This is a genomic window from Aquitalea sp. LB_tupeE (assembly GCF_013391415.1).
Taxonomy (GTDB): domain Bacteria; phylum Pseudomonadota; class Gammaproteobacteria; order Burkholderiales; family Chromobacteriaceae; genus Aquitalea.
In genome coordinates, this window is record NZ_JACAXB010000034.1 from 1 (window position 1) to 20,014 (window position 20,014).

Consider the following 20,014-nt stretch of genomic DNA (forward strand, 5'->3'; position numbering starts at 1 on the left):
TCCGGGGCCTTGAACACATTGCCGTCCAGCACCCAGAAGCGCAGGCCCTTGGGCAGATTGCCGCTGCCGTTGTCACGGATGAAGGCTTTGTCCTCACGGGCGCCGATGGCGGCGGTGAGGTCGTCCACCACCACCTGGTCGACATTGGGGCTGATGCCGGCGTGGCCGAGCAGGTCGTTGCTGATGGGCACCAGTGCGGCCATTTTCTTGGACGACAGCTTGAGGTCGTCGAATTCGGCACCGGTAACCGGGGCATCGGTATCGCTGCCGATGTAGCCGACCGCCGCCCCGCCCTTCATGCGTGGCAAGGTGAGGTTGCCATTGTTGAGCGGCAGCGAGCGGGTGCCCATGCGGCGTACCACGGCCTTGGGGCGCAGCAGCTCGATGACTTCGCTGGCGAGGTTGCTGGGAATCAGCACGCCACCGGCCGACGGCGTGGCGCTGTTGAGCGCGGCGGCGACTTCGCCACCGTAGCCGCCCTTGTCGGCGATATCCGCCGCCAGCTGGTAATTGCCCTGGGCCTGGATCAGCGCCATGGCCATGCGGGCAACGGCCGCGCCCTTGACGCGCGGTGCGGCCGGGGTGGCAGGCAGCAAGACTGGCGGCGCGCCCTGGGCGTTGAGCGTTTCCACTTGTTGCGCCGCTGCAGCCTGCATCTGTTCGGCGGCCTCGGCCCGCGCCAGCTTGTTGCCCAGTGCGGTGAATTCCTGCTGCAGTTCGGTGACTTGTTGCAGCTGTTCGGCGGTGAGTTCGGTACCGGCCTGCTCCAGCTCGGCCAGTTGTTGGACCTGGGCGGCGATATCGGCGCGGCGGGCTTTCATTTCCAGAATGGTGGGCATGGTTTCTCCAGACGTAAAAAAACCGCCTCGGGGGCGGTGTGGGACGTAAAAAGCCCTTCGGATGAAGGGCTTTCATTGGCAGGTGGTGCGGTTTACAAACTGATCATGAGCGCCTGCGCTGCCTGACACTGTAGCTGGGCTTCCTGCACGGTGATGGTTTGTGTCAGCCGGTAATCCGCCTTGCAACGGCATTTGTGCATGGCCTTGAGTAGTTGTGCGATTTCCTTGGCACGGGCCTGCTCAAAACGCAGGGATAGTTGCCGGTGCAAGCCGGAGCTGGTTGCGACTGGAGCCGGCCTTGCCTTTGCTGCGTATTGGAAGGCATGGTGATAGGCCGCGTAGTAAGCACGGCTGGCACTGTTACGGCATGCCATTTCACTACCGCTGGCCAGCATCAGTTCGGCGGCGCGCAGGAAGTGTTCGGGGCTAACCGGCACGATGCGGCACCACGGAGATGGTGGGGAAACTGAGCACGGTAGGATAATCCAGCCGGGCCTGGGCGGCGAAAATGGCCATGTTGAGTTCCAGCGCCTGCCCTGCAGTGACTGGTGCGTGATAGTCAATTGCGCAACCGAACTCTTCCATATACAGATACTCGGCGCGCAATTGCCAGGGTTTGCAATCGGTTTCGGGCAGCCTTTCGCGCAGTACGGTTTCCGCACAGTCTATCCAGCAGGCAAGCGCATCGTCATTCAGGCCGACTTCCTTTAGTTCGGCATGCGCACAGGCAATCCACTGGATGCTGATTTCTGCCGATGTGGTTTGGCTTGTTTCCATGGGTTCTCCAGTATCGCCTATCAGTTCCAGTGCCTTGCCAACATGGCCACAGACTGAAAGCAGGACGGCCAGGGCTTTGCTTGCATCGCTCCCCTGCCGCAGCAGCCGGTCCAGACTGAAGTCCACCACCCGTTGGCAGGCACGGCGGGAATGCAGGGTTGCCAGTAGCGCAGTTGCGTAGTTCTCCGCAATCAAAGCGGTGCCCGGGGCCAGACGCATGGCCTTCTGGAAATTGGCATCTATCTGTTCGACGTCGTTGTCGAATACCGCAAGCACACCGAGGAGTTGATAGCCATCTGCGGCCTCGTTGCCGCCCTTGCGGATCAAGGCACGTGCGTCTCTCTCCCATTGTTTCAGGAGGAATTCGCTGGGGGGATATTCACCAAACAAGGCGGTATTGAGCGCATCAATATGGCCTTGGGTGACGGTTTGCGCTTTTGCCATGCACTCACGGTAGCATGGCGCAGCCCGGCGCGAAGCAGACAAAAGCCATCACTCTGGCCAGCCCGGCCGGGCAAGCCAACACCACCCGCAGGCGGTGCCGGGCTGCGTATCAGTGCCGGGTGATACGCCGTTGGCCTTGTTCCAGCTGGTCATCCTCGGCCAGCAGGTCGATGCATTCGGCCAGCTCCTGGATGCGGTGGTAGATGTGGGTCAGCCCTTTGCCGGTGATCAGGGTTTTGCTGTAGTTGATGTTTTCGCCGGTGCGCTTGTCGCGCCGGACGCGTGGCACCATGCGGAACAGGCCCTGGTCGATGTAGCGCTGGTAAGGCTCGTTGCTGTGCATCAGATAGCCCTGTTCGCGCAGCCAGCGGCACAGGCGGATGCGGCCGGTGCGCAGCTCTTTGGCTACCTGGTCGAAGGTTTGGGCGTTGATGCTGCTGGCCACGTCGTCGTGGAACTGGGCCTTGGGGGCTTGCTCGGCGACTTTGTGTTCCAGCAGGGCATTCTGTTGCTCGGCAAGGGCACGCTTTTCCAGCTGGTCGGCCCAGGCGCGGGCGGCGATGACCGGGTCGGTGAAGTCCGGTAGCACGGCGGCGGTGGCGCGCTGCTGTTCCAGTTCCAACCAGCGTTTGACGATACGGTTGCGCAAGGTGACGTTGTAGCCGGCGACCAAGGTGATGGTGAGTTCCTTGTCGAGGCGATACTCGGTTTGCTTGCGGTTCATCGAGTCCAGATAGATGTGTCCAAAACTGGACGCATCTATTTTCAGCACATCAAGCATATTCTCGATATCTCGCCGCACATGCTGATGCTGTTTTTCACACAGCTCGGCAATCTCCCGGCTGCTCATGGTCAGCACGGTGTCCGTCATCATCAGGCCAGTCATGGCAGCACCCCCAGGCTCAGGGTGACCACGTTTTCGCGATAAACATCGGCATCGTTGTGCAGAACCTGGGTGAGTCCTTTGCCGTGAATGGCGAGCTGGGTGATGGTGTCGTCTTGCGACAGGCGCGCGATGGCAGAGAGGATGCCGCACAGGGCATCGGCCTGTTGCATGGTGATGACCGTGTTGTCTTCGGCCATACAGCACAACTCATTGACCAGCACGTAGGCCGGCGGCGGGATATGGGAATGCGTTGTCATGGCGATTCTCCTGTTGGAAGAGGTTCGACAAACCCGTTTATCAGACGGGCGGGCAGGAGCTGATAACCGTCCACAGCCGGCGGAGTAATTTCCCTTGCGGGTTTTGTATTCCTCGCACTCCCGCCCATCGAAAGAATCGACAGACGCAAAAAAACCGCACAGGAATGGTACCCGATGCGGCCCTTTTGAGCACGCTGTGGCGAAACGACTGGTGTTATCAGCACCTGACCGCAGGCTAGCCTGAGTGGGTGCTTGGGGGAAACTGATCGAAGGGGTGGGTTAAACAAACCGACAGGCAACAAAAAACCGCCTCGGGGGCGGTTCTAGAAAATGCAATTCAAATTCTCAAACTAAATACACAAGTATCTAATTCACCATCAAAATTACCGCGAGGGATTTTCTCAAGAGCATCACTCATTTTCATATCAACATACCCCATTCTTTTAAAGCACATTCTATACAGCCTGGCATTCACAACCGGTGTCATTGCAAACAACACATTGACATTATTTTTTAGAGCCCTTTCTATCAGGATGGAAAATACCCTTCGAAGCACATCCATACCACCATAACCTGGAGAGAGAGACAAGCCCTTCAATTGAGCATAAACCGACTCACCAAACTCATGCTCGACAAGCTGGCTTCGAATATCACAGCCGCCAAATTTTTGAAGCACATCCAATCCACCACCATGCTCCTCAAACAAAATAATAACACCACCGACACACTGCCCATTACTACTAATTATCAAAACATCACCATCTTTTCCTGCTTCAACTTCATCGTCAGTGTAAAAATCAACATTATGAACATTTACTGCCTGACGTTTTCGCAGGTAAACATATTCAGCAAGATGCTGCTTATCATCTGAGAATACATATTGCAAATCACTCATATTGCAAGCTGATCCAATTAAATGTTATTGATAAATTATGATTATTGCATTTTTTTGCAACCGTTACATGAAATATTTACGAACATTCACAGTCTCATTTGCATTGCAGCTGCTAAAGCATGCAACCGCTGGCGAGGATATAAAACTGACACAGCTCGCTCTGCGACAATTCGATCTATAGCTTGCTGCTGGGTCTCCACCCGGTCAGCCAAGCCTGCGGCAACGGCATCGGCTCCGAAGAACAGCCCGGCCTGAGTGGCTTGTACCGCACCGATGTCCAGCCCACGGTGAGTTGCCACCTGCTGGCAGAATTGCTGGTAGTGGCGGTCCAGCAGTGTGTTGACGGTGGCCAGTGCGGCTTCGCTGAGCGGGGCTTCGCTGGCCATGTCGTTTTTGTGTTCGCCACGGTACAGGGTGGTGACGACGATGCCCTCTTCGGCCAGTTGCTGGCTGATGTCGAGGTGCTTGATGATGACGCCAATGCTGCCAACACCGGCAGATTGGGACAGCACGATTTCGCTGCAGGCGCTGGCCAGTGCGTAGCCGGCGCTGTAGGCGGTGTAATGCACGATGGCGGTGACCGGCTTGCGGGCGGTAGCGGCGCGGATGTCAGCAGCCAGTTCGTAGCAGCCGACGGCAGCGCCGCCGGGGGTGGCCAGGTCCAGCACAATGTGGCCGATGGCGGGGTCGGCCAGGCCGGCATTGAGCTGCTGGCGGATGCTTTCGTAGCTGGTCTGGTTGCTGCACAGACCGACGTCGTTAGCGCGTGGTACCAGAATGCCATGGACCGGGATGGTGAGGACGCCCTGCTGCTGGCTGGCGGTGGGCTGGGCCGGGGCTTGCATGGCAGGCTGGCCAAGATCAGCACCGGCCAGCGCCGGCAGCTGGATGTTGACCTGTTGCAGGTTGATGCCCATGCGGCCACCGGCCCAGGCGATGGCTTCGTGCAGGACATCGGGCAGGACCAGCAGTGGCTGGTTGAACAGCTGGTGCAGGAACAGGTGTTTTTTCATGGTTGTAGCTCCGGGGTGCTGCCGGCCGGCACCATATTGAGCGGCTGCAGGTAAATGTCGCCGCCGGGGACCGGTGGCAGGTTTTCCAGGCGGCGGATGTCGTTGACCGACAGCCAGCCCCATTGGCGGCCTTTGGCATAGGCTTCGTAGCGGCTGGACTGGTCGCCACGCAGCAGCCCGCCGACGTTGAATTCGATGTAGTAGTCGGCGCGTTCGTCGGGCAGCAGCAGGTCACGCATCAGCGCCTGTTCGAAGCGTTTGAGCCAGGGCATGAGGCAGTAGATGACGTATTCGATGCCCTGGTGCTCGATGTTATTGTTGGTGGCGCGCTCCAGCAGGCCGACCTTGTGGGGCGGTACCTTGAGGATTTGCGCGACTTCCAGCGCGGACAGTTTGCGGCTGTCGAGCAACTGGGCGTCTTCGTTGGTCATGGACAGGGCGCGGAAGCTCATGCCGTCTTGCAGTACGGCGACTTTCATGGCGTTGTCTGCGCCACTGTATTCGTTCTTCCAGGCCTCTTTCACCTTCTGGATCTTGTCGCTGGTGAGTGCCTTGAGTTCTTGCTGGCCGACCATGGCCGGGCGTTCCAGCACACCGGCCAAGTGGGTGCCGTTGGCAAACACCTTGCTGGCGTGGTTCTGGGTGGCCATGGCCAGGCCGAGGGTGTTGCAGTGCAGTTGGACCGGACTGACGCCGGTGTAGCCGTTGAGGGTGAACCAGCGCACATGGTGAATCATGCGTTTTGGCAGCGGGCTGCCACCGTTGAGGCGGTAGTACGGCAGGTTGTCGCTGCCCTTGAGGACCTGCACCTTGTCGGTGTCCAGCGGTAGCAGTGCGGTGGGCCGCCCTGCCCGGTCGCGCTCGATGAAGGCGTAGCTGTTGCCGCGCAGGCCGTTGGCGATTTGCTGCTGTTCCAGGTATTCAAATGCGGTTTGCCAGGCGTTGGGCTGGTGGTGCACCAACTGATAGACCGGATGGTCTGTGGCGCGCTCGCGCTGATCGCCCTGACGGCGGTACAGCTCGCACGGCAGCTGGGCGACGGATTCGGCAATCAGTGAGACGCAGGCCTGGTAGGTGGTGAGGGCCAGCGCGGTATCCGGGCTCACCTGCATGCCGGCGGCGCTGCGGGCGGCACTGCCGAACAGGCTGGAGATCCATCCTTTGTCCGGACTGGCGGCACTTTGCGGGCCAAACTGCTGGGCGGTGAACATTATTGGCCTTTCTGTGCCGCGGCACGGGCTGTGCGGTAGGACCAGACCAGGGCGAAGCTGCCACCGCAGACCCAGCCCGCGGCCGGGTGTAGCAAGGCCGCGCCAGTGGTAACGGCAGCGGCGCCACTCAGGCCAACCAGCAAGGTGGCGATATCCAGTTTGCTCACAGGCAGACCTCGTTTTCGTAGGCCGACACGTAGGGTGTGGCCGGTTTGTGGTACAGGGCGCGGTTGAGCGCCATGATGAGGCCGACGATGCCGTCGATCTTTTCGCGCGATTTCTTTTTGCTAGGGCGGTAGTTGCCGTTGCTGTCGCTGATGACGACCACGTTGCCAGCCATCCAGCGCAGTACAGGGTTGCCGCCGTGGGCGAAGTCGCCAGCCAGCAGCCGGGCTTCCAGTTCTTTCGAGGGTTCGGACAGGTTCTGGAAGTTCTGGCTGAGTGCCACCAGCTCCAGCCCGTCCTCGATCAGCTCGCTGGCCAGCTTGCCGGCGTTCCATTCGTCGAAGCCGATGGACTGGATGTCGTAATCGGCTGCGTCCTGCAGGATTTGCGTCCGGATGGCGTCCTGGTTGATCTGCACCCCGGCAGTGGCGGTGATGTAGCCTTGCCGGGCCCAGCTGGTATAGGACACACGGTCTTGCCGGTCGCGCAGGGCGATGTTGTCGGCCGGGACAAAGAAGCGCGGCAGGATGGCCCATTTGTCGCCGGGCTCGACCGGTGGAAACAGTAGCACCCAGGCGGCGATGTCGATCTTGTTGGCCAGATCGAGACCGCCGAAGCAGGTACGGCCTTTCAGGGCTTCGGCATCAACTGGCTGGGCGTTGTTGTTCCAGGCATCCAGTGATAACCAGCTGCGTTCGACCTGCGTCCAGATGTTGAGCCGCTTGGTGAGAAAGTTGTTGAGTGCTGCCGGTTCGTGCCGAGCTTTCTGGGCCTGGCTGTCCAGTTCTTCCAAATTGACCGAGACCGCCAGATTGGGGTTGGCCTTGACCCAGTTGCTTTGGTCGAACCAGTCGTCGCCTTCGTCCAGGGTGTAGATGACGCCGCCGTAGCTGTCGTCTTGCAGTTGGCCTTCCAGTATCTGGATCAGGTAGCCACGTTGTTCCAGGCAGATCGAGCCTTCCTGGTTGAAACCGGCGGTGGTGATGGCGTGCATGATGCTGTTGCGGCGCGAACCACGACCGGTGTCGATGACGTCCCACAAGGCCCGGGTGGGGTGGGCGTGCAGTTCGTCCATGATGGCGCCGTGCACATTGAGGCCATCGAGAGTGTTGGCATCCGCCCCCAGCGGGACATAGCGGTTGGCAGTGCCTGGAATCCGCAGGATGTTCTTGTTGTTCTGCACCAGCTGGCGCAGTGCCGGTGATTTGGCCACCATCATTTCTGCTGCAGAGTGGGTAATCTTGGCCTGGTCCAGCTTGGTGGCCGCGGTGTAGACCTGCGCGCCGGCTTCTTTGTCGAGGGCGAACAGGTAGATACCCAGCCCGGCCAGCTTGGTGGATTTGCCATTTTTGCGGGCGACTTCTTCGTACCAGGTGCGAAAACGGCGGCGGCCGTCTTCGCGGTACCAGCCAAACTCTACTGCCAGCCAGAAGGCTTGCCAGGGTGCCAGTTCGACCGGTTTGCCATTCCATTGGCCATCGAAATGGCGACAGTAGCGCGGGAAAAATTCCAGCACATGGCAGGCCATTTCCGGTCGCCAGATCAGTTGGCGGTCTGCCTGGTGCCGAATATCTCGAAAATGCCGCTCGACTGCGAGGCGCGTGTAGCGGCCGCTCTTGATGCGCCCTTCCAGTACATCCAGGCCGTACTGGTCCCACGGTTGCAGCACATAGCCAGCTGGAATCAGTCTGGCCGGTCGTTGATGAAGTTGAGCAGTTCGACCAGTTCTTCGCTGAGCACCCTGCCCTTGCTGAGTAGTTTGTTTCTGGCGCATGCGCTGACCGTCATTCCGTTTTTCTTCAACATCAGCCGGATCTGGCTGGCAATCTTGGGCCGGTTGTAACTGGCGCTGACTTCGTAGGGTCGGCCGGTGTCTTTCGCGATGGCAAACAGCTTGCCCTTGTTGGCCTCGATCCACTCCTTGCAAGCCAACCAGTCAACGATGGCGGCGCAGATCAGCCCCAGGGCGATGCCGGCGGTGGAAAAGTCGAAGCCGCTACCAGAAAGCAGCGGCTGCAAATCTTTCCATAACTTGCGCTCGGCCTTGGTCAACCGCCAGGGTGGATCTTCCGGCAGCAGGCTGCCTGATTGATCCAGGGTTTCGAGCATGGCAAAGGGGTCGGCGGCGAACAGGTCTCCCGTCAGCAGATTGTTGATGGCACGGACCCGACCTGCGGCAATGACAGTGAGGCCACCTTCGTCCAGGTCTTTCAGCACTTCGCTACGGGCCCGGCGCTCGGCCCGGGATTCGTCTGTTTCCAGCGAGCCGCCATTGCTGTCTTCGTCATAACGCCAACCAGCCAACTCGATGGCATCAACATGGCAGCGCCAACTGTCAACCTTGTCAGCCAGTAGTGCGATCTGCAGCAAGGCGGACTGGTAATCGAAACCTGCCTGGGACAAGGTTCTGATGATGTAGCGCCATACTTCGCGGGCCCGTCGGGACTTCAAAAATGCAGGCGGCTTGGGTATCACCACAGAAGCCGCCGTGTTGGGGCTTGTCGTGACCATAGCCAGCCTTTCTCGGCAAACGGAACATCAAAAACGGAAAAAGCCCCGATCGGGGCTTAGTGAAGGGGTTTAGACCCCCCCCTATGATTTTTCACCAAAAGAAAACACGTGGTTAGGCATGCGGTCCTCGTTGGTCGGGCCTTCCGGAGGATTTTATCCCCCCTCCCGTATGACTGGCCCTGACGCAAGACCCACCCTCACCCACCAAAACCACCGTCCTCGCGGGCGGTTTTGCGCGAGTGGCAGCTCTTGCACAGCGCCTGCAAGTTGTTCCGGTCTACAAACAAATCCCAATTCCCTCGATGCGGTTTGATGTGATCCACATCCGTCGCCCGCTCCAAGCAACCCGGTGTGGCACAACGAAACAGTGCGGCCTTCAGGCAGTCATGCCGACGGGCATACCAGATCCGCAATTTGTACCACCGCCGGTATCTCGCTTTCTCCGGGTCAGCGGCTCGCCGCGCTTCCACCTGCTGGCGCCGGTGTGCCTCATGCATTTCACACTTGCTGGAGCCCGGCCGGGAAAACTCCCTGCATCCCGGAGTGGTACAAGGCCGCTTGGGTACATGAACCATACAGCCCCCCAATATGCAAAAAGCCCCTCAGTTTCCTGAAGGGCTTGTCTGACTTGCGTTTTACCTGGTCGCGACCGGTGAGGCCTCTGGCCCCACATTTATCCGGCATCCCGCCTGATCACTTTCGCGATGGCTGCATTCTTGGCTGAAACCAGCCTTGCTGCAAGCCCTGAACTGCTCAACCCTGGCCAACTCATAAACCTCCTTGGCACCGCGCAACAGCAAGAACCAGAAATCATCACGCCTTACTCCGGCATCAAAAGCCAAGCGCCGTGGGGACTTACGCCAAATGAAAAAGCCACGCAGCAACTGTTTCTCCACTCGCTTGACTGACATCCTCGCCCAGACACGTTCAATACTTTCGGACAGGTCAACATCGACTACACGCCGCGGTTGATTAGATAAACGAGCACATGAAGAACATGGGTCATCTAGCTGATAACAAAGAGGACAACGACAACTTCTTACCCGGCACTCAGCACTACCAGTGATAGACCAGGCATGCCTGGGGGAAGTCATACACCACGCCCAATCCTCCATGACCAGCCACAAATACTGCGGGAAATCCTCACGCCGCACCGCCTCCATACCACCTCCCGACGAAGCCACGTTGCTACAGGCCAGCACCCACCCGACTCAGAATCCGCCTTGCTGCAGACAAAGCATCCCGCTGCACCGCACGCGTTTGCACCAGCGGCCCGGTAAACGGCTCCACCGCTGGACGCACCTGGACAGCAGCAGGCTTGCCACCACCCACCCGCTGCAAACGCCGCAGCTCCGTGCCATCCAGCACAATCCCCACCGCGTAGGCCGGAATCGACACCACCTTGCGCATGCGCCGGGCAATGGCCAGACAACGCCCCAACTCCGCATGGCTCACCGTACGCACCCGCATCACCGCAGCCAGCCGGTCGAAGGCGGATGGCAAATGTGGACACAGCAGCTCATGCCCCAGCAACAACGGCCCTAAAGCCTGCTCTGCCGCCAACCGCCACGGGTCAGCCAGCGGCATCGGGGCTGGCTTATCCACAGCGCCACCAGCCTTACGGGCTGTTTTATCAATACGGGGTACCCCAGATGGCTGGCGCTCATGGTCAGGCTTTCGCCCCCACAAACGCTGTGCCCGCTCCCGCAGCAAAGCCACATACGACGTGGCTTCCGGCGTAACCGGCCCATCCGTGACACGCCCCATATCCACGCGGGGCTCCTCATTTGGACGCAACTTGGCCAGCAACAAGCGATAGCAAAAAACAAAACGCCCCGCCCCCTTCACCACCACCCGCTTGATCAAGCCAAACCGCACCAGCCTGGCCACCGACGCCCGCAGCGAATCATCCGACCGACGTGTTGGTGCCGCCGTCGAGCCACGCTCGCGCTGCACCTCCATATGCTCACGAAAGCGCCGATAGCTGATCAAAGGACCGGGCCGACCACCCACAATACCGCTGGCCAGATCCATCCACTGCCGCATCAACACATACATCCGGCAATCCTGATCCGGCAGGCCATTCAAAGCCTCCCACTCCACCATGGTCAGAAAAATACCCTCGCTCACCCCGCCCCCTTCCTCGACAAAATCGCCCTCGCCTCAGCCAGCGCAGCCTCACGCTGGCCTGGTGACGACACCGCAGGCACAAACGCACCCGGGCCATCCCTGACCACCCGCTCCACATCCATGCGGTAACCCGCGCCATACAACACAGCCAAACGCTTCAACTCCCGCTGTCGGGCGGCATAACCACCTGCCACCCCGCGCAAGGAAAGCAGATAAGCAGCATCCTTCACCACATCGCCGCTCACCTTCACCCACAAATCAGGCCACACGGCCCTTCTCCCGGGCCGACGCCTGCAGCTTCTCATCCAGCAAGGCCAACAACGCCTGCAGGCACTGCTTACCCCGCACCCGCTTCAACTCCCGCGGGCAATAACGCGCTCGAAATGCCGACCGCATCACCAGGCGAAAGCGCATACGCTGCACCGGCACAGCCATCTCAGTCACCCACATCCAGCAAGGCACGGATATGACCCAAGGCCCTGAAATGCGCCTGGCTCGACTCCTCCAGCTCCACCAAAGCCTGCTTCAACTCATGCGGCCCCATCTGGTCGGCCAGCAGCGCAAAAGCCGCCAGCCCCTCGCCCGCCTCCTTCGCCAGGCAGGCCAACACAGACGCATGGCTAGCCTGCACCGCCTCGCCAGCGCGCAACGACACATCAAGACCAACCGGCAGCAACAACTCCACCGCGCACTGCAAGCGCAAATCCGCAGGCAAGGCCGACAGCAGCACCGGCAGCAGATTGAACGGCAGCAAAGTGCAATCCTTGGTCTGGTCATCCAGCCAACGCCCCAGCCGCTCCGCATTGGTCTTCATCACCCGCGCCGCATCACTGCCCCGGCCCGGCTGCTGGAATTCCACCAGCCACACCCTATCGAAGCCGCTGGCGTAGTAATGCTCCACCACCACCGTGGCCAGCGTCTCCATCGACCAACGCTCGCGTTGCCGCCAGGCATGCAGTGCGTTACGCAACGCACCGATGGGGGTTTCTTGTGGTTTGAATTGCAGGTTTTGCATGGGATGCCTCGCTATACTTCGCAGGAATATTCCGGCTTTTAAGTCGGAATTAAGCTTTAATTTCAGTCACGCTAAAGACGCATCAGCATTCGCGGAAATTAACTCCGGCCATAGCCTGGCCCAGTCAGCACGTAGCTCCTGACGCGTTACCAAACGACCGCTCTCGCGCTCGATATCGACACACAAAGCCACGCGCAAAGGCTGTCTTGAGCTGATTGCCTTGCGCAGATAAGCAATGGACGTATCACAACGACGAGCAAATTCAGCCTGCTCGGCAGGCTTCATGCTGTTGAGGAAGGTACGTAGATTCATGGCGGCTCCTTATGGATAGCGCCACAAAGATAACCACAGGGTTAATTTAAATCAACCCGATAGATATTTACTCTTTGGTAAACATTACCCAGAATCGACAGCATGAAAAAACGCCAAGAAGTCCGCCAGACAAGGCTTGTCCAGCTCATCAAAGAGCAATTCAATGATCGGCAAGTGTTACTGGCCGAAAGGATAGGTGTCGCCCCTGCATTGATATCCGGATACATCACCGGATCAAAAAACATGGGCGAAAAGATGCGAGACAAAATCGAAACCGCCTGTGGCCTGCACACCGGCTGGCTAGACCTGTCAATTGACCAGGTCGACACGGAAAACAAGGTGGAAGCGGGCAGCAAAAGCCCGCAGCAAGTGCCGCAATACCAAATCAGTGCCAGCAATATCGATGATCTTGCCAGACAGCTCGGCAGACAGCTCAAAGGCAAGGCAGCTTTCGAGTTCATCAGCAAACTGGCTGAGGAGATTCGGAAGCAAAGCTGAGCAAACACGCACGGCGGCAAAGATAGCCATCGCACAAAATGACAAATGACCGTAAATATGGTCAGTAAAACCCTCACTTCATGCCTGATAGCGTGTGGATATTCTTCAACTCCATGGCAGCTCATGGAAAACAGCCTGAGAATCCACAATAATGTACTGCATGAAGCAAGAGAACTTTCGTATCAGCTACGATGGGCAAGCCCTCTCCAACCATGAGATTGATGTCCGCCTGTTAGCCCCCGCACTTTTGGCAGTAGGTAACGTCCTTGAACATGCCAATCGAATCATCAATCAGAACAATGCCAAGGTAGCCGTCAATGTCAAAGGCTCCTTGCAAACCGGCTCAGTCAATATCGACTTTGCCGTCGTACAAGGTTTCTTTACCCAAGCCGTCGACTTCCTCACCGGCAAAGAAGTCACCGCTGCACTCGCACTCATGGCTATGCTGGGATTCAGTGCCAAAGATGGCTACAACAGCGTAATCAAGTTCATCCGCTGGGCACGTGGCCGCAACATCCGCAAAATTGAAACCGAGGATGAAAAGGCACGTATCTACGTAGAAGACGAATCCATAGAAGTGGAACTCCAAGTGCTGGAAATGATTCGTGACTACGAACTACGCCGTTCGATCGAAGCAATGCTCTCCCCACTGGAGCATGAAGGTATCGATACGTTCACCATCGGAACAGACGCCGCCATATACGAGCAAATCCGCAAAGAAGAAATTACCTGGTTCAAGTCACCACCTCCAGCTTCGGAAATACTCGATACCAACATCTACCAGACAACACTCCAGATAGAACGGATCGAATTCGCCGAGTCCAACAAATGGCGATTCAATGATGGTACTAGCTCCTTCTATGCATCTATTGCTGACAAGGCGTTCCTGGAACGCATTGCACAGAATGATGCTGGTTTTTTCAAAGGCGACACCCTGCGTGTTGAACTGGAAGAAAAACAAAGGTTGGAAGGTGGAGACCGCCTCCGCTCCGAATACACCATCCTTCACGTCATCGAGCATCGAAAAGGCATGAGGCAAATAAGTCTCCCACTGATACCACCAGACGACCTCTGAACACCCCAAAGCCCGCACTCGCGGGTTTTTTTCATTCTCTGTCCTAAAGAATTGAAACCCCAGAAAATTAACCTTTTGATGTTGATTTAAATAAACCATAGGGTTAATTTTGAGCAAACGCAGCACATTGCTCTTTAACAACCCACGAATGCGCCCCGACCCGCCCGGTCGGCAACCCCACACCGCAAAGCACTGTCGTGGCCACACTCACGTCAGCAGCCCTGCACGCCCCACCGCAGCGCGCGCTTTGAACGTGACACAAACAAAAGGCCGCTCTTAGAGCGGCCTCATGGAAGCAAAGGAGATGTGATGACGAATAACAGCAAGCCCGACTCAAACCAGGACATCCCCAAACCAGACTTACTCCTGCAGCTGGATACAGATACCCAGCTTTACCGCCAGGCGGTGGAACAACTCAGCCAAGCCCTGTCACAGGCCCCGCAGGAGGTTCGCCAGCTGGCGCTCGACCTTTGCAATCTCCACCCGGAACTGTTCGGTTTCAAAAGTTACACCGCAACCCTGGGGGCAAGGCTGGTGATTCACCTTGAACCATCGCAGCGGCTTCTTGAATTTCTTGCCGCAATTCGGACAGGCCATCTCAACAATCTGGTTATCTAAAACGCTCATTTCACCTCTCCTGTCACGACAAACAAACCGAAGACATCCATAGCAATCCTCCGTGGTGAAGTAAGTGCGAAAACTGATATCTACCACGGCCTCCGCGCTGGCGAAGTGAAAGGCCAGCACATCCCCACACAAATACCATCACCAACTTACCAAAAGGACAGCCATGTACGTCTACACCCGCACCGAACCCGGCCTGCTCACCGTCGGCTTCTACGACCCCAAGGGCAACTGGATACCCGAAAGCGACCACAGCAACCGTCACGCCGCTGCCGAACGCGTCGCCTATCTCAACGGCAAAGCCCAACACGGCCCGCCACCACACCAGGAGCAAGCATGTACATCAACTGGCGTAACACCGACCTGATCATCGGCCACATCAGCGAGGCCCTTGCCCAGCACCTGCGTCAGCGTGGCAAACGACTGCACTTTGAAGGCTGGAACCGCTGGGGCCAGCCCATCCACACCATGAGGCACTTCGCATGAACATTCAGCCCGTCTCATCCCGCTACCTGCGCCGCACCATCCTCGACGCCCGCGAAGCCCTGCTCTACGCCACAGCGCCGCCCACACTACCGGCCGAGGCCATCAGACAAGCCAGCGAACTGCGTCGCCGCCGCAACGACTACGACGACCGGCAGTTCTTCAAGGAACGCACCGCCGACGGCTACCAGTGACCGCACGCCACGCCGCAACACCGCCCGCCCTCCACCGAGGGCCTTTTTTTGCCCGCACCCCACCCGCGTGGAATAACACAGGAGCACACCATGAACACCCTGCTACTCCAACACCAGATGCACAACGACCTGATCCAGCAAATCAGCAGCACCAGCCAGGCCGCTGCGCTCATCACCCCCGAAGTCATCCAGCACACCGCCGCCATCGCCATGGCCCTGGACGGCAAAGTCACCGTTTACGCCAGCAGCAGCGGTCTGGACATCCACATCAACGCCGACCCGGACACCCACCCCGACGCCCTGCAAATCGCCCTGGAGCAAAACCTGCCGCTGATCGAATACATCCACACCTGGTACAAGGACGACCAATACGGTCCACGCAACATCTGCCTGGTGCGCAACGGCCCGGTGCAATACCTCTGCAGCAGCGCCATCACCCGCCCGGCCACGGAGCCCGTCTGATGCTGCGCGACGTCCTGCTCTACATCTTCGGCCGAGGCCTGCTCTACGGCGGCCTCGCCACCCTCGCCCTGGCCCTGCTCGATGCACTGGCCGAAACCGCCAGCCGCCAAGGCTGGCTTCCACTCTAATCAAGCAAAGGAAAAACCATGAGCACCAAGCTGCCTGCAGTCGATCCACGCCAACTACGCCGTCAGTTGGGCATGAACCAGTCCGAATTCTGGCAACGCATCGACGTCACCCAATCCGGCGGCAGCCGCTACGAAAGCGGCCGCCCCATGCCCAAACCGGTGCGCAGGTTGCTGGGGGTGGTGTACCTCAAGGAAACCGTCACACCGTTTACGCCGGAGACACACAACACCTGACGCCCAATCTTGACCGGCACACATCGCACCAGGAGAAAACTTGCCCTGCACCTGCCGCACTGATCTGGAAGCCAAGCTGCTGGAGCGCTTCAAGCAACAGCACCCTGACACCCAAAACCACCAGCTGGAAATTACCGGCTACGCCCTGGTACTGGGCGAAACACCGCAGGAGTACCCGGCCATGAAAGTCATTGCCACCCATACCGTCACCAGCAAAGCAGGCCGACAGCGGGAAAAGAAAGTCACTCAAAGCATGATCGGCCACTACTGCCCGTTTTGCGGAGAAGCTGTGCTGCACGACAAGGCGACACTCACCCTTGAAACGACTGCACACAACCAGCCTGGCTGATGATTTTCAACCTTAAACAGGCCGGCCAAACAACTGTTTCCACTTACAGAAACAGGTCCCGAATTGACATATAAAAGGAGTTTGAAATGCGCGGAAAGCTACTAACCATCAAGGAAATCTCGGAGTTAACCGGCTGGCACAAGAGCACCATCTACCGTAAGATTAAGGACAAAACTTTCCCGGCCCCGGTCAAGTACGAATTCTCATCTCGATGGCCTGAAGAAATCTATCTCGAATGGAAGAACAAGCCCATCGAACAGCAATGTGAGTAATGTTGTGAGTAACGGGCTGCAATATCGACAAATAAAGTCAATCAATACAGGGTGTTAAGCTAAATATGTTACTCATGATCGACAACTACGACTCCTTTACTTATAACCTGGTGCAGTATTTCAGTGAGCTTAAGCAGGAAGTCCGCGTTTATCGCAATGATGAAATCACCATTGAAGAGATTGAAGCGCTGGCACCGCAATATCTGGTGATCTCCCCCGGCCCGTGCACGCCAAACGAAGCAGGTATTTCGGTGGCAGCTATCCAGCACTTTGCTGGCAAGTTGCCCATCATGGGGGTTTGCCTGGGTCATCAGGGAATTGGCCAGGCCTTCGGCGGCAAGATCATTCATGCCAAACAACTGATGCACGGCAAGGTGTCGCCGGTGCATCATCATGATATCGGCATGTTCCGTGGTCTGCCCAACCCGGTTAACTGCACCCGCTATCACTCGCTGGTGATTGAGCGCGAGTCCTTGCCGGACTGCCTGGAAATCACCGCATGGACCGAAGATGGCGAAATCATGGGCGTACGTCACAAAACCTTGCCGATCGAGGGTGTACAGTTTCACCCGGAATCCATCCTGACCGAGCACGGTCATCAGATGCTGGACAACTTCCTCAAGGAATTTGCCTGAACAATAGCGACACCTCGCTGTTGCAGCGAGGTTCTTGCCTGTGACGGTCTGCTTTCTGTGCCGGCCATTGTGAATCTAAGGATATCTGCATGCTTACCCCTCAGGCCGCTCTGAATCGGCTGATTGATGGCAACGAACTGTTTTTTGACGAAATGCTGGATCTGATGCGTCAGATCATGCGTGGCGAACTGACCCCGGCACAAACCGCAGCCATCCTGATCGGCCTGCGTACCAAAGTGGAAAGCGTGTCGGAAATTGCCGCTGCGGCCACGGTAATGCGCGAATTCGCAACGCCAGTGCCGGTGACCCGTCATGATCATCTGATCGACACTTGCGGCACCGGTGGTGACAAGAGCCATACCTTCAACATTTCCACCACTGCTGCATTTGTGGCTGCCGCTGCCGGCGCGCGCGTGGCCAAACATGGCGGCCGTTCGGTGTCGTCAAGTTCTGGCAGCGCCGATGTGCTGGAACTGCTGGGCGTCAACCTGAACCTGACCCCGGAACAAGTTGCCCGTTGCATTGATGAAATCGGTGTCGGTTTCATGTTCGCCCCCAACCACCACAGTGCCATGAAGCATGTAGCCCCCATTCGCAAGGAGTTGGGCGCACGTACCATTTTCAATATTCTCGGCCCGCTGACCAACCCTGCCGGGGCTGATCATCAGGTGATGGGTGTGTTTCACCCCGACTTGGTGGGCATCCAGTCGCGCGTGCTCAAGCAACTGGGCAGCAAGCACGTGATGATTGTGCACGGGCAGGACGGGCTGGATGAAATTACCCTCAGCGCCTGCACGCTGGTGGCCGAGTTAAAAGATGGCCGCATTGAAGAATACACACTGGACCCGCGCGAGCTTGGCTTTACATTCTTCGAGCTCAAGGAAATCCAGGCCGGTACTGCTGCAGAATCGCGCGACATTTTGCTGTCGGTACTGGATAATCAGCCCGGCCCCGCTTACGACATTGTCGTACTCAATGCCGGCGCAGCCATTTATACTGCCGATGTTTGTGCCAGCCTGAGCGAGGGGATTGCACTGGCGCGCCAGGTACTGCGCGAGGGCAAGGCCCGGCAGAAGCTGGAGCAGTTGATCAAGCTCAGCCAGTCCTTGTCTGCCTGAGTTTTATACTTTTTTTTTCGCGGCCGTCATTGCCCGACGGCCGGTTTTACTGATTTCTGTTTACGAGATTTTGCCTACCATCATGAGCACACCGTCCAAAGACATTTTCAAGGCCTACGATATCCGTGGCATCGTCGGCAAGACCCTGACTGTTGAAGTGGCCCGCCAGATCGGCCACGCCATTGGCTCAGAAGCCCAAGTCCGCAAGGTGAAAGCCATTGTGATCGGCCGTGATGGCCGCCTGTCCGGCCCGGACCTGAGCGAAGCACTGGCCACGGGTATTCGCGCTGCGGGCGTGGATGTGATTGATGTGGGCCGGGTAGCCACCCCGATGCTGTATTTTGCCGCTTACGAGCTGGGCACCTTGTCCGGCGTGATGGTGACCGGCAGCCACAACCCGCCGGATTACAACGGCTTCAAAATGATGCTGGCTGGCGATACCCTGGCCGGCGACGATATCCAGGGCCTGTTCCAGCGTATCAAGGACCAAGACCTGAGCCACGGCGAAGGCAGCTATCGCACGCACGATATCGTGGATGCCTATCTGGACCGCATCACCAGCGACATCAAGCTGGAGCGAAATATGAATATCGTGGTGGATTGCGGCAATGGCGTGGCGGGTGCTTTTGCGCCGGTTCTGTTCCGCCGCCTGGGCTGCCGCGTACGCGAGCTGTTCTGCGAAGTGGATGGTACCTTCCCCAATCACCATCCGGACCCGGCCAAACCGGAAAACCTGCAAGATGTGATCGAAGCGCTGGCCAAGACCGACTCCGAACTGGGCCTGGCTTTCGACGGTGATGGTGACCGCCTGGGCGTGGTCACCAAGGATGGCAACATCATCTGGCCGGATCGCCAGCTGATGCTGTTTGCCGCTGATGTGCTGGAGCGCAACCCGAAGGCCAAGATCATCTACGACGTCAAATCCACCCGTCTGCTCAAGCCGTGGATTCTGGAAAACGGCGGCGAGCCGGTGATGGCCCGTACCGGTCATAGCTTCATCAAGGCCAAGATCAAAGAAACCGGTGCTCTGCTAGCCGGCGAAATGAGCGGCCACGTGTTCTTCAAGGAGCGCTGGTATGGCTTTGATGACGGCATGTACGCTGGCGTGCGCCTGCTGGAAGTGCTGTCGCGCGTGGAAGATCCCAGCGCCGTGCTCAACGCCCTGCCCAATGCCATTTCCACGCCGGAACTCAACCTCAAGATGAAGGCTGAAGGCGAAAACCACGCGCTGATCGCCAAGCTGCAGGCATCGGCCAAGTTCGAAGGTGCTGACGAAGTGAATACGCTGGACGGCCTGCGTGTCGAGTATGCCGACGGCTTTGGCCTGGCGCGCGCCTCCAACACCACACCGGTGATCGTGCTGCGTTTTGAAGCGGACAATGCCGAGGCGCTGGAGCGCATCAAGGCCGACTTCCGTCGCGTACTGTCTGCCGCCACGGATGCCGCGCTGCCGTTCTGAGCCAACTGGATTGCGCGACAGCGACCTG

The 20,014-nt window shown here is 58.2% G+C and carries 30 protein-coding genes and 1 pseudogene; 15 read left to right on the forward strand and 16 right to left on the reverse strand.

The features are described 5' to 3' along the window. From HWX34_RS17595 to HWX34_RS17650, 12 genes are all read right to left on the reverse strand, one after another. On the reverse strand, window positions 1-839 hold an 839-nt coding region (locus tag HWX34_RS17595), incomplete at its 3' end, for a phage major capsid protein (RefSeq protein WP_178973480.1). 92 nt (window positions 840-931) lie between these two features. After that, a complete protein-coding gene (locus tag HWX34_RS17600) occupies window positions 932-1,276 on the reverse strand; it encodes a hypothetical protein (protein WP_178973481.1) in 345 nt (114 codons plus the stop codon). Beyond that, window positions 1,266-2,060: a hypothetical protein gene (locus tag HWX34_RS17605; protein ID WP_178973482.1), complete on the reverse strand. Its 795-nt coding sequence runs from the start codon at window positions 2,058-2,060 to the stop codon at window positions 1,266-1,268. The genes HWX34_RS17600 and HWX34_RS17605 overlap by 11 nt, the downstream gene beginning before the upstream one ends. A gap of 109 nt (window positions 2,061-2,169) precedes the next feature. After that, window positions 2,170-2,946 carry a phage regulatory protein/antirepressor Ant gene (locus HWX34_RS17610; protein ID WP_178973483.1) on the reverse strand — a complete coding sequence of 259 codons (777 nt, stop codon included), beginning with the start codon at window positions 2,944-2,946 and terminating at the stop codon, window positions 2,170-2,172. After that, window positions 2,943-3,203: a hypothetical protein gene (locus tag HWX34_RS17615; RefSeq protein WP_178973484.1), complete on the reverse strand. Its 261-nt coding sequence runs from the start codon at window positions 3,201-3,203 to the stop codon at window positions 2,943-2,945. The genes HWX34_RS17610 and HWX34_RS17615 overlap by 4 nt, the downstream gene beginning before the upstream one ends. Window positions 3,204-3,540: 337 nt before the next feature. After that, window positions 3,541-4,098 (reverse strand): hypothetical protein, encoded by a 558-nt coding sequence (locus HWX34_RS17620; protein WP_178973485.1) that lies wholly within the window; start codon window positions 4,096-4,098, stop codon window positions 3,541-3,543. 86 nt (window positions 4,099-4,184) lie between these two features. Then, the gene (locus HWX34_RS17625) at window positions 4,185-5,111 is read right to left on the reverse strand and encodes a S49 family peptidase (protein ID WP_178973486.1); all 927 of its coding nucleotides are present in this window, start codon (window positions 5,109-5,111) and stop codon (window positions 4,185-4,187) included. Then, the gene (locus tag HWX34_RS17630) at window positions 5,108-6,322 is read right to left on the reverse strand and encodes a phage portal protein (RefSeq protein WP_178973487.1); all 1,215 of its coding nucleotides are present in this window, start codon (window positions 6,320-6,322) and stop codon (window positions 5,108-5,110) included. Before HWX34_RS17630 ends, HWX34_RS17625 begins: the two co-directional genes overlap by 4 nt. Next, window positions 6,322-6,489, reverse strand: a complete 168-nt coding sequence (locus HWX34_RS17635) for a hypothetical protein (RefSeq protein WP_178973488.1) — start codon at window positions 6,487-6,489, stop codon at window positions 6,322-6,324. Before HWX34_RS17635 ends, HWX34_RS17630 begins: the two co-directional genes overlap by 1 nt. Beyond that, window positions 6,486-8,156, reverse strand: a complete 1,671-nt coding sequence (locus tag HWX34_RS17640; protein WP_178973489.1) for a terminase TerL endonuclease subunit — start codon at window positions 8,154-8,156, stop codon at window positions 6,486-6,488. Before HWX34_RS17640 ends, HWX34_RS17635 begins: the two co-directional genes overlap by 4 nt. Window positions 8,157-8,170: 14 nt before the next feature. Next, the gene (locus tag HWX34_RS17645) at window positions 8,171-8,938 is read right to left on the reverse strand and encodes a hypothetical protein (protein WP_178973490.1); all 768 of its coding nucleotides are present in this window, start codon (window positions 8,936-8,938) and stop codon (window positions 8,171-8,173) included. 257 nt (window positions 8,939-9,195) lie between these two features. Continuing rightward, window positions 9,196-9,573: an HNH endonuclease signature motif containing protein gene (locus HWX34_RS17650; RefSeq protein ID WP_370459775.1), complete on the reverse strand. Its 378-nt coding sequence runs from the start codon at window positions 9,571-9,573 to the stop codon at window positions 9,196-9,198. 141 nt (window positions 9,574-9,714) lie between these two features. Between HWX34_RS17650 and HWX34_RS17655 the strand changes: the two genes are divergently transcribed. Then, window positions 9,715-9,906, forward strand: a complete 192-nt coding sequence (locus tag HWX34_RS17655; protein WP_178973492.1) for a hypothetical protein — start codon at window positions 9,715-9,717, stop codon at window positions 9,904-9,906. Between the two features lie 280 nt (window positions 9,907-10,186). Here the strand turns inward: HWX34_RS17655 and HWX34_RS17660 are convergent, their stop codons facing one another. The 4 genes from HWX34_RS17660 to HWX34_RS17675 all read right to left on the reverse strand — a co-directional run bounded on the left by HWX34_RS17660 (window position 10,187) and on the right by HWX34_RS17675 (window position 12,455). Next, complete coding sequence (locus tag HWX34_RS17660; protein WP_178973493.1) at window positions 10,187-11,128, reverse strand: hypothetical protein; 942 nt, start codon at window positions 11,126-11,128, stop codon at window positions 10,187-10,189. Continuing rightward, a complete protein-coding gene (locus HWX34_RS17665; RefSeq protein ID WP_178973494.1) occupies window positions 11,125-11,397 on the reverse strand; it encodes a hypothetical protein in 273 nt (90 codons plus the stop codon). The genes HWX34_RS17660 and HWX34_RS17665 overlap by 4 nt, the downstream gene beginning before the upstream one ends. A 167-nt stretch (window positions 11,398-11,564) precedes the next feature. Next, entirely contained in the window at window positions 11,565-12,143 is a 579-nt protein-coding gene (locus HWX34_RS17670) for a hypothetical protein (RefSeq protein WP_178973495.1), read from the reverse strand. Window positions 12,144-12,209: 66 nt separating this feature from the next. Continuing rightward, on the reverse strand, window positions 12,210-12,455 hold the full coding sequence (locus HWX34_RS17675; protein ID WP_178973496.1) for a YdaS family helix-turn-helix protein: 246 nt from the start codon (window positions 12,453-12,455) through the stop codon (window positions 12,210-12,212). Between the two features lie 102 nt (window positions 12,456-12,557). Between HWX34_RS17675 and HWX34_RS17680 the strand changes: the two genes are divergently transcribed. The 14 genes and pseudogenes from HWX34_RS17680 (at window position 12,558) to HWX34_RS17740 (ending at window position 19,986) form a co-directional block, all read left to right on the forward strand. Beyond that, the gene (locus HWX34_RS17680; protein ID WP_178973497.1) at window positions 12,558-12,953 is read left to right on the forward strand and encodes a hypothetical protein; all 396 of its coding nucleotides are present in this window, start codon (window positions 12,558-12,560) and stop codon (window positions 12,951-12,953) included. Window positions 12,954-13,113: 160 nt separating this feature from the next. Then, window positions 13,114-14,028 (forward strand): hypothetical protein, encoded by a 915-nt coding sequence (locus tag HWX34_RS17685; RefSeq protein WP_178973498.1) that lies wholly within the window; start codon window positions 13,114-13,116, stop codon window positions 14,026-14,028. A 309-nt stretch (window positions 14,029-14,337) separates the two neighbouring features. After that, entirely contained in the window at window positions 14,338-14,646 is a 309-nt protein-coding gene (locus HWX34_RS17690; RefSeq protein ID WP_178973499.1) for a hypothetical protein, read from the forward strand. A gap of 172 nt (window positions 14,647-14,818) precedes the next feature. After that, window positions 14,819-15,019, forward strand: a complete 201-nt coding sequence (locus HWX34_RS17695) for a hypothetical protein (protein WP_178973500.1) — start codon at window positions 14,819-14,821, stop codon at window positions 15,017-15,019. Further along, window positions 14,989-15,138, forward strand: a complete 150-nt coding sequence (locus HWX34_RS17700; protein ID WP_178973501.1) for a hypothetical protein — start codon at window positions 14,989-14,991, stop codon at window positions 15,136-15,138. Before HWX34_RS17695 ends, HWX34_RS17700 begins: the two co-directional genes overlap by 31 nt. Continuing rightward, window positions 15,135-15,329 (forward strand): hypothetical protein, encoded by a 195-nt coding sequence (locus HWX34_RS17705; protein WP_178973502.1) that lies wholly within the window; start codon window positions 15,135-15,137, stop codon window positions 15,327-15,329. Before HWX34_RS17700 ends, HWX34_RS17705 begins: the two co-directional genes overlap by 4 nt. Before the next feature lie 90 nt (window positions 15,330-15,419). Then, window positions 15,420-15,791, forward strand: a complete 372-nt coding sequence (locus tag HWX34_RS17710) for a hypothetical protein (RefSeq protein ID WP_178973503.1) — start codon at window positions 15,420-15,422, stop codon at window positions 15,789-15,791. Further along, a complete protein-coding gene (locus HWX34_RS21390) occupies window positions 15,791-15,919 on the forward strand; it encodes a hypothetical protein (protein WP_255497386.1) in 129 nt (42 codons plus the stop codon). The genes HWX34_RS17710 and HWX34_RS21390 overlap by 1 nt, the downstream gene beginning before the upstream one ends. Before the next feature lie 18 nt (window positions 15,920-15,937). Continuing rightward, window positions 15,938-16,114, forward strand: a pseudogene (locus tag HWX34_RS17715) (helix-turn-helix domain-containing protein); the annotation flags it as partial. A 79-nt stretch (window positions 16,115-16,193) separates the two neighbouring features. After that, window positions 16,194-16,502 carry a hypothetical protein gene (locus HWX34_RS17720; protein ID WP_178973505.1) on the forward strand — a complete coding sequence of 103 codons (309 nt, stop codon included), beginning with the start codon at window positions 16,194-16,196 and terminating at the stop codon, window positions 16,500-16,502. An 86-nt stretch (window positions 16,503-16,588) separates the two neighbouring features. After that, complete coding sequence (locus HWX34_RS17725; protein ID WP_178973506.1) at window positions 16,589-16,774, forward strand: AlpA family transcriptional regulator; 186 nt, start codon at window positions 16,589-16,591, stop codon at window positions 16,772-16,774. Window positions 16,775-16,839: 65 nt separating this feature from the next. Beyond that, window positions 16,840-17,409 (forward strand): aminodeoxychorismate/anthranilate synthase component II, encoded by a 570-nt coding sequence (locus HWX34_RS17730; RefSeq protein WP_178973507.1) that lies wholly within the window; start codon window positions 16,840-16,842, stop codon window positions 17,407-17,409. 89 nt (window positions 17,410-17,498) lie between these two features. Next, on the forward strand, window positions 17,499-18,527 hold the full coding sequence (gene trpD, locus HWX34_RS17735) for an anthranilate phosphoribosyltransferase (protein WP_178973508.1): 1,029 nt from the start codon (window positions 17,499-17,501) through the stop codon (window positions 18,525-18,527). An 82-nt stretch (window positions 18,528-18,609) separates the two neighbouring features. Next, window positions 18,610-19,986, forward strand: a complete 1,377-nt coding sequence (locus HWX34_RS17740; RefSeq protein ID WP_178973509.1) for a phosphomannomutase/phosphoglucomutase — start codon at window positions 18,610-18,612, stop codon at window positions 19,984-19,986. Window positions 19,987-20,014 lie beyond the last annotated feature (28 nt).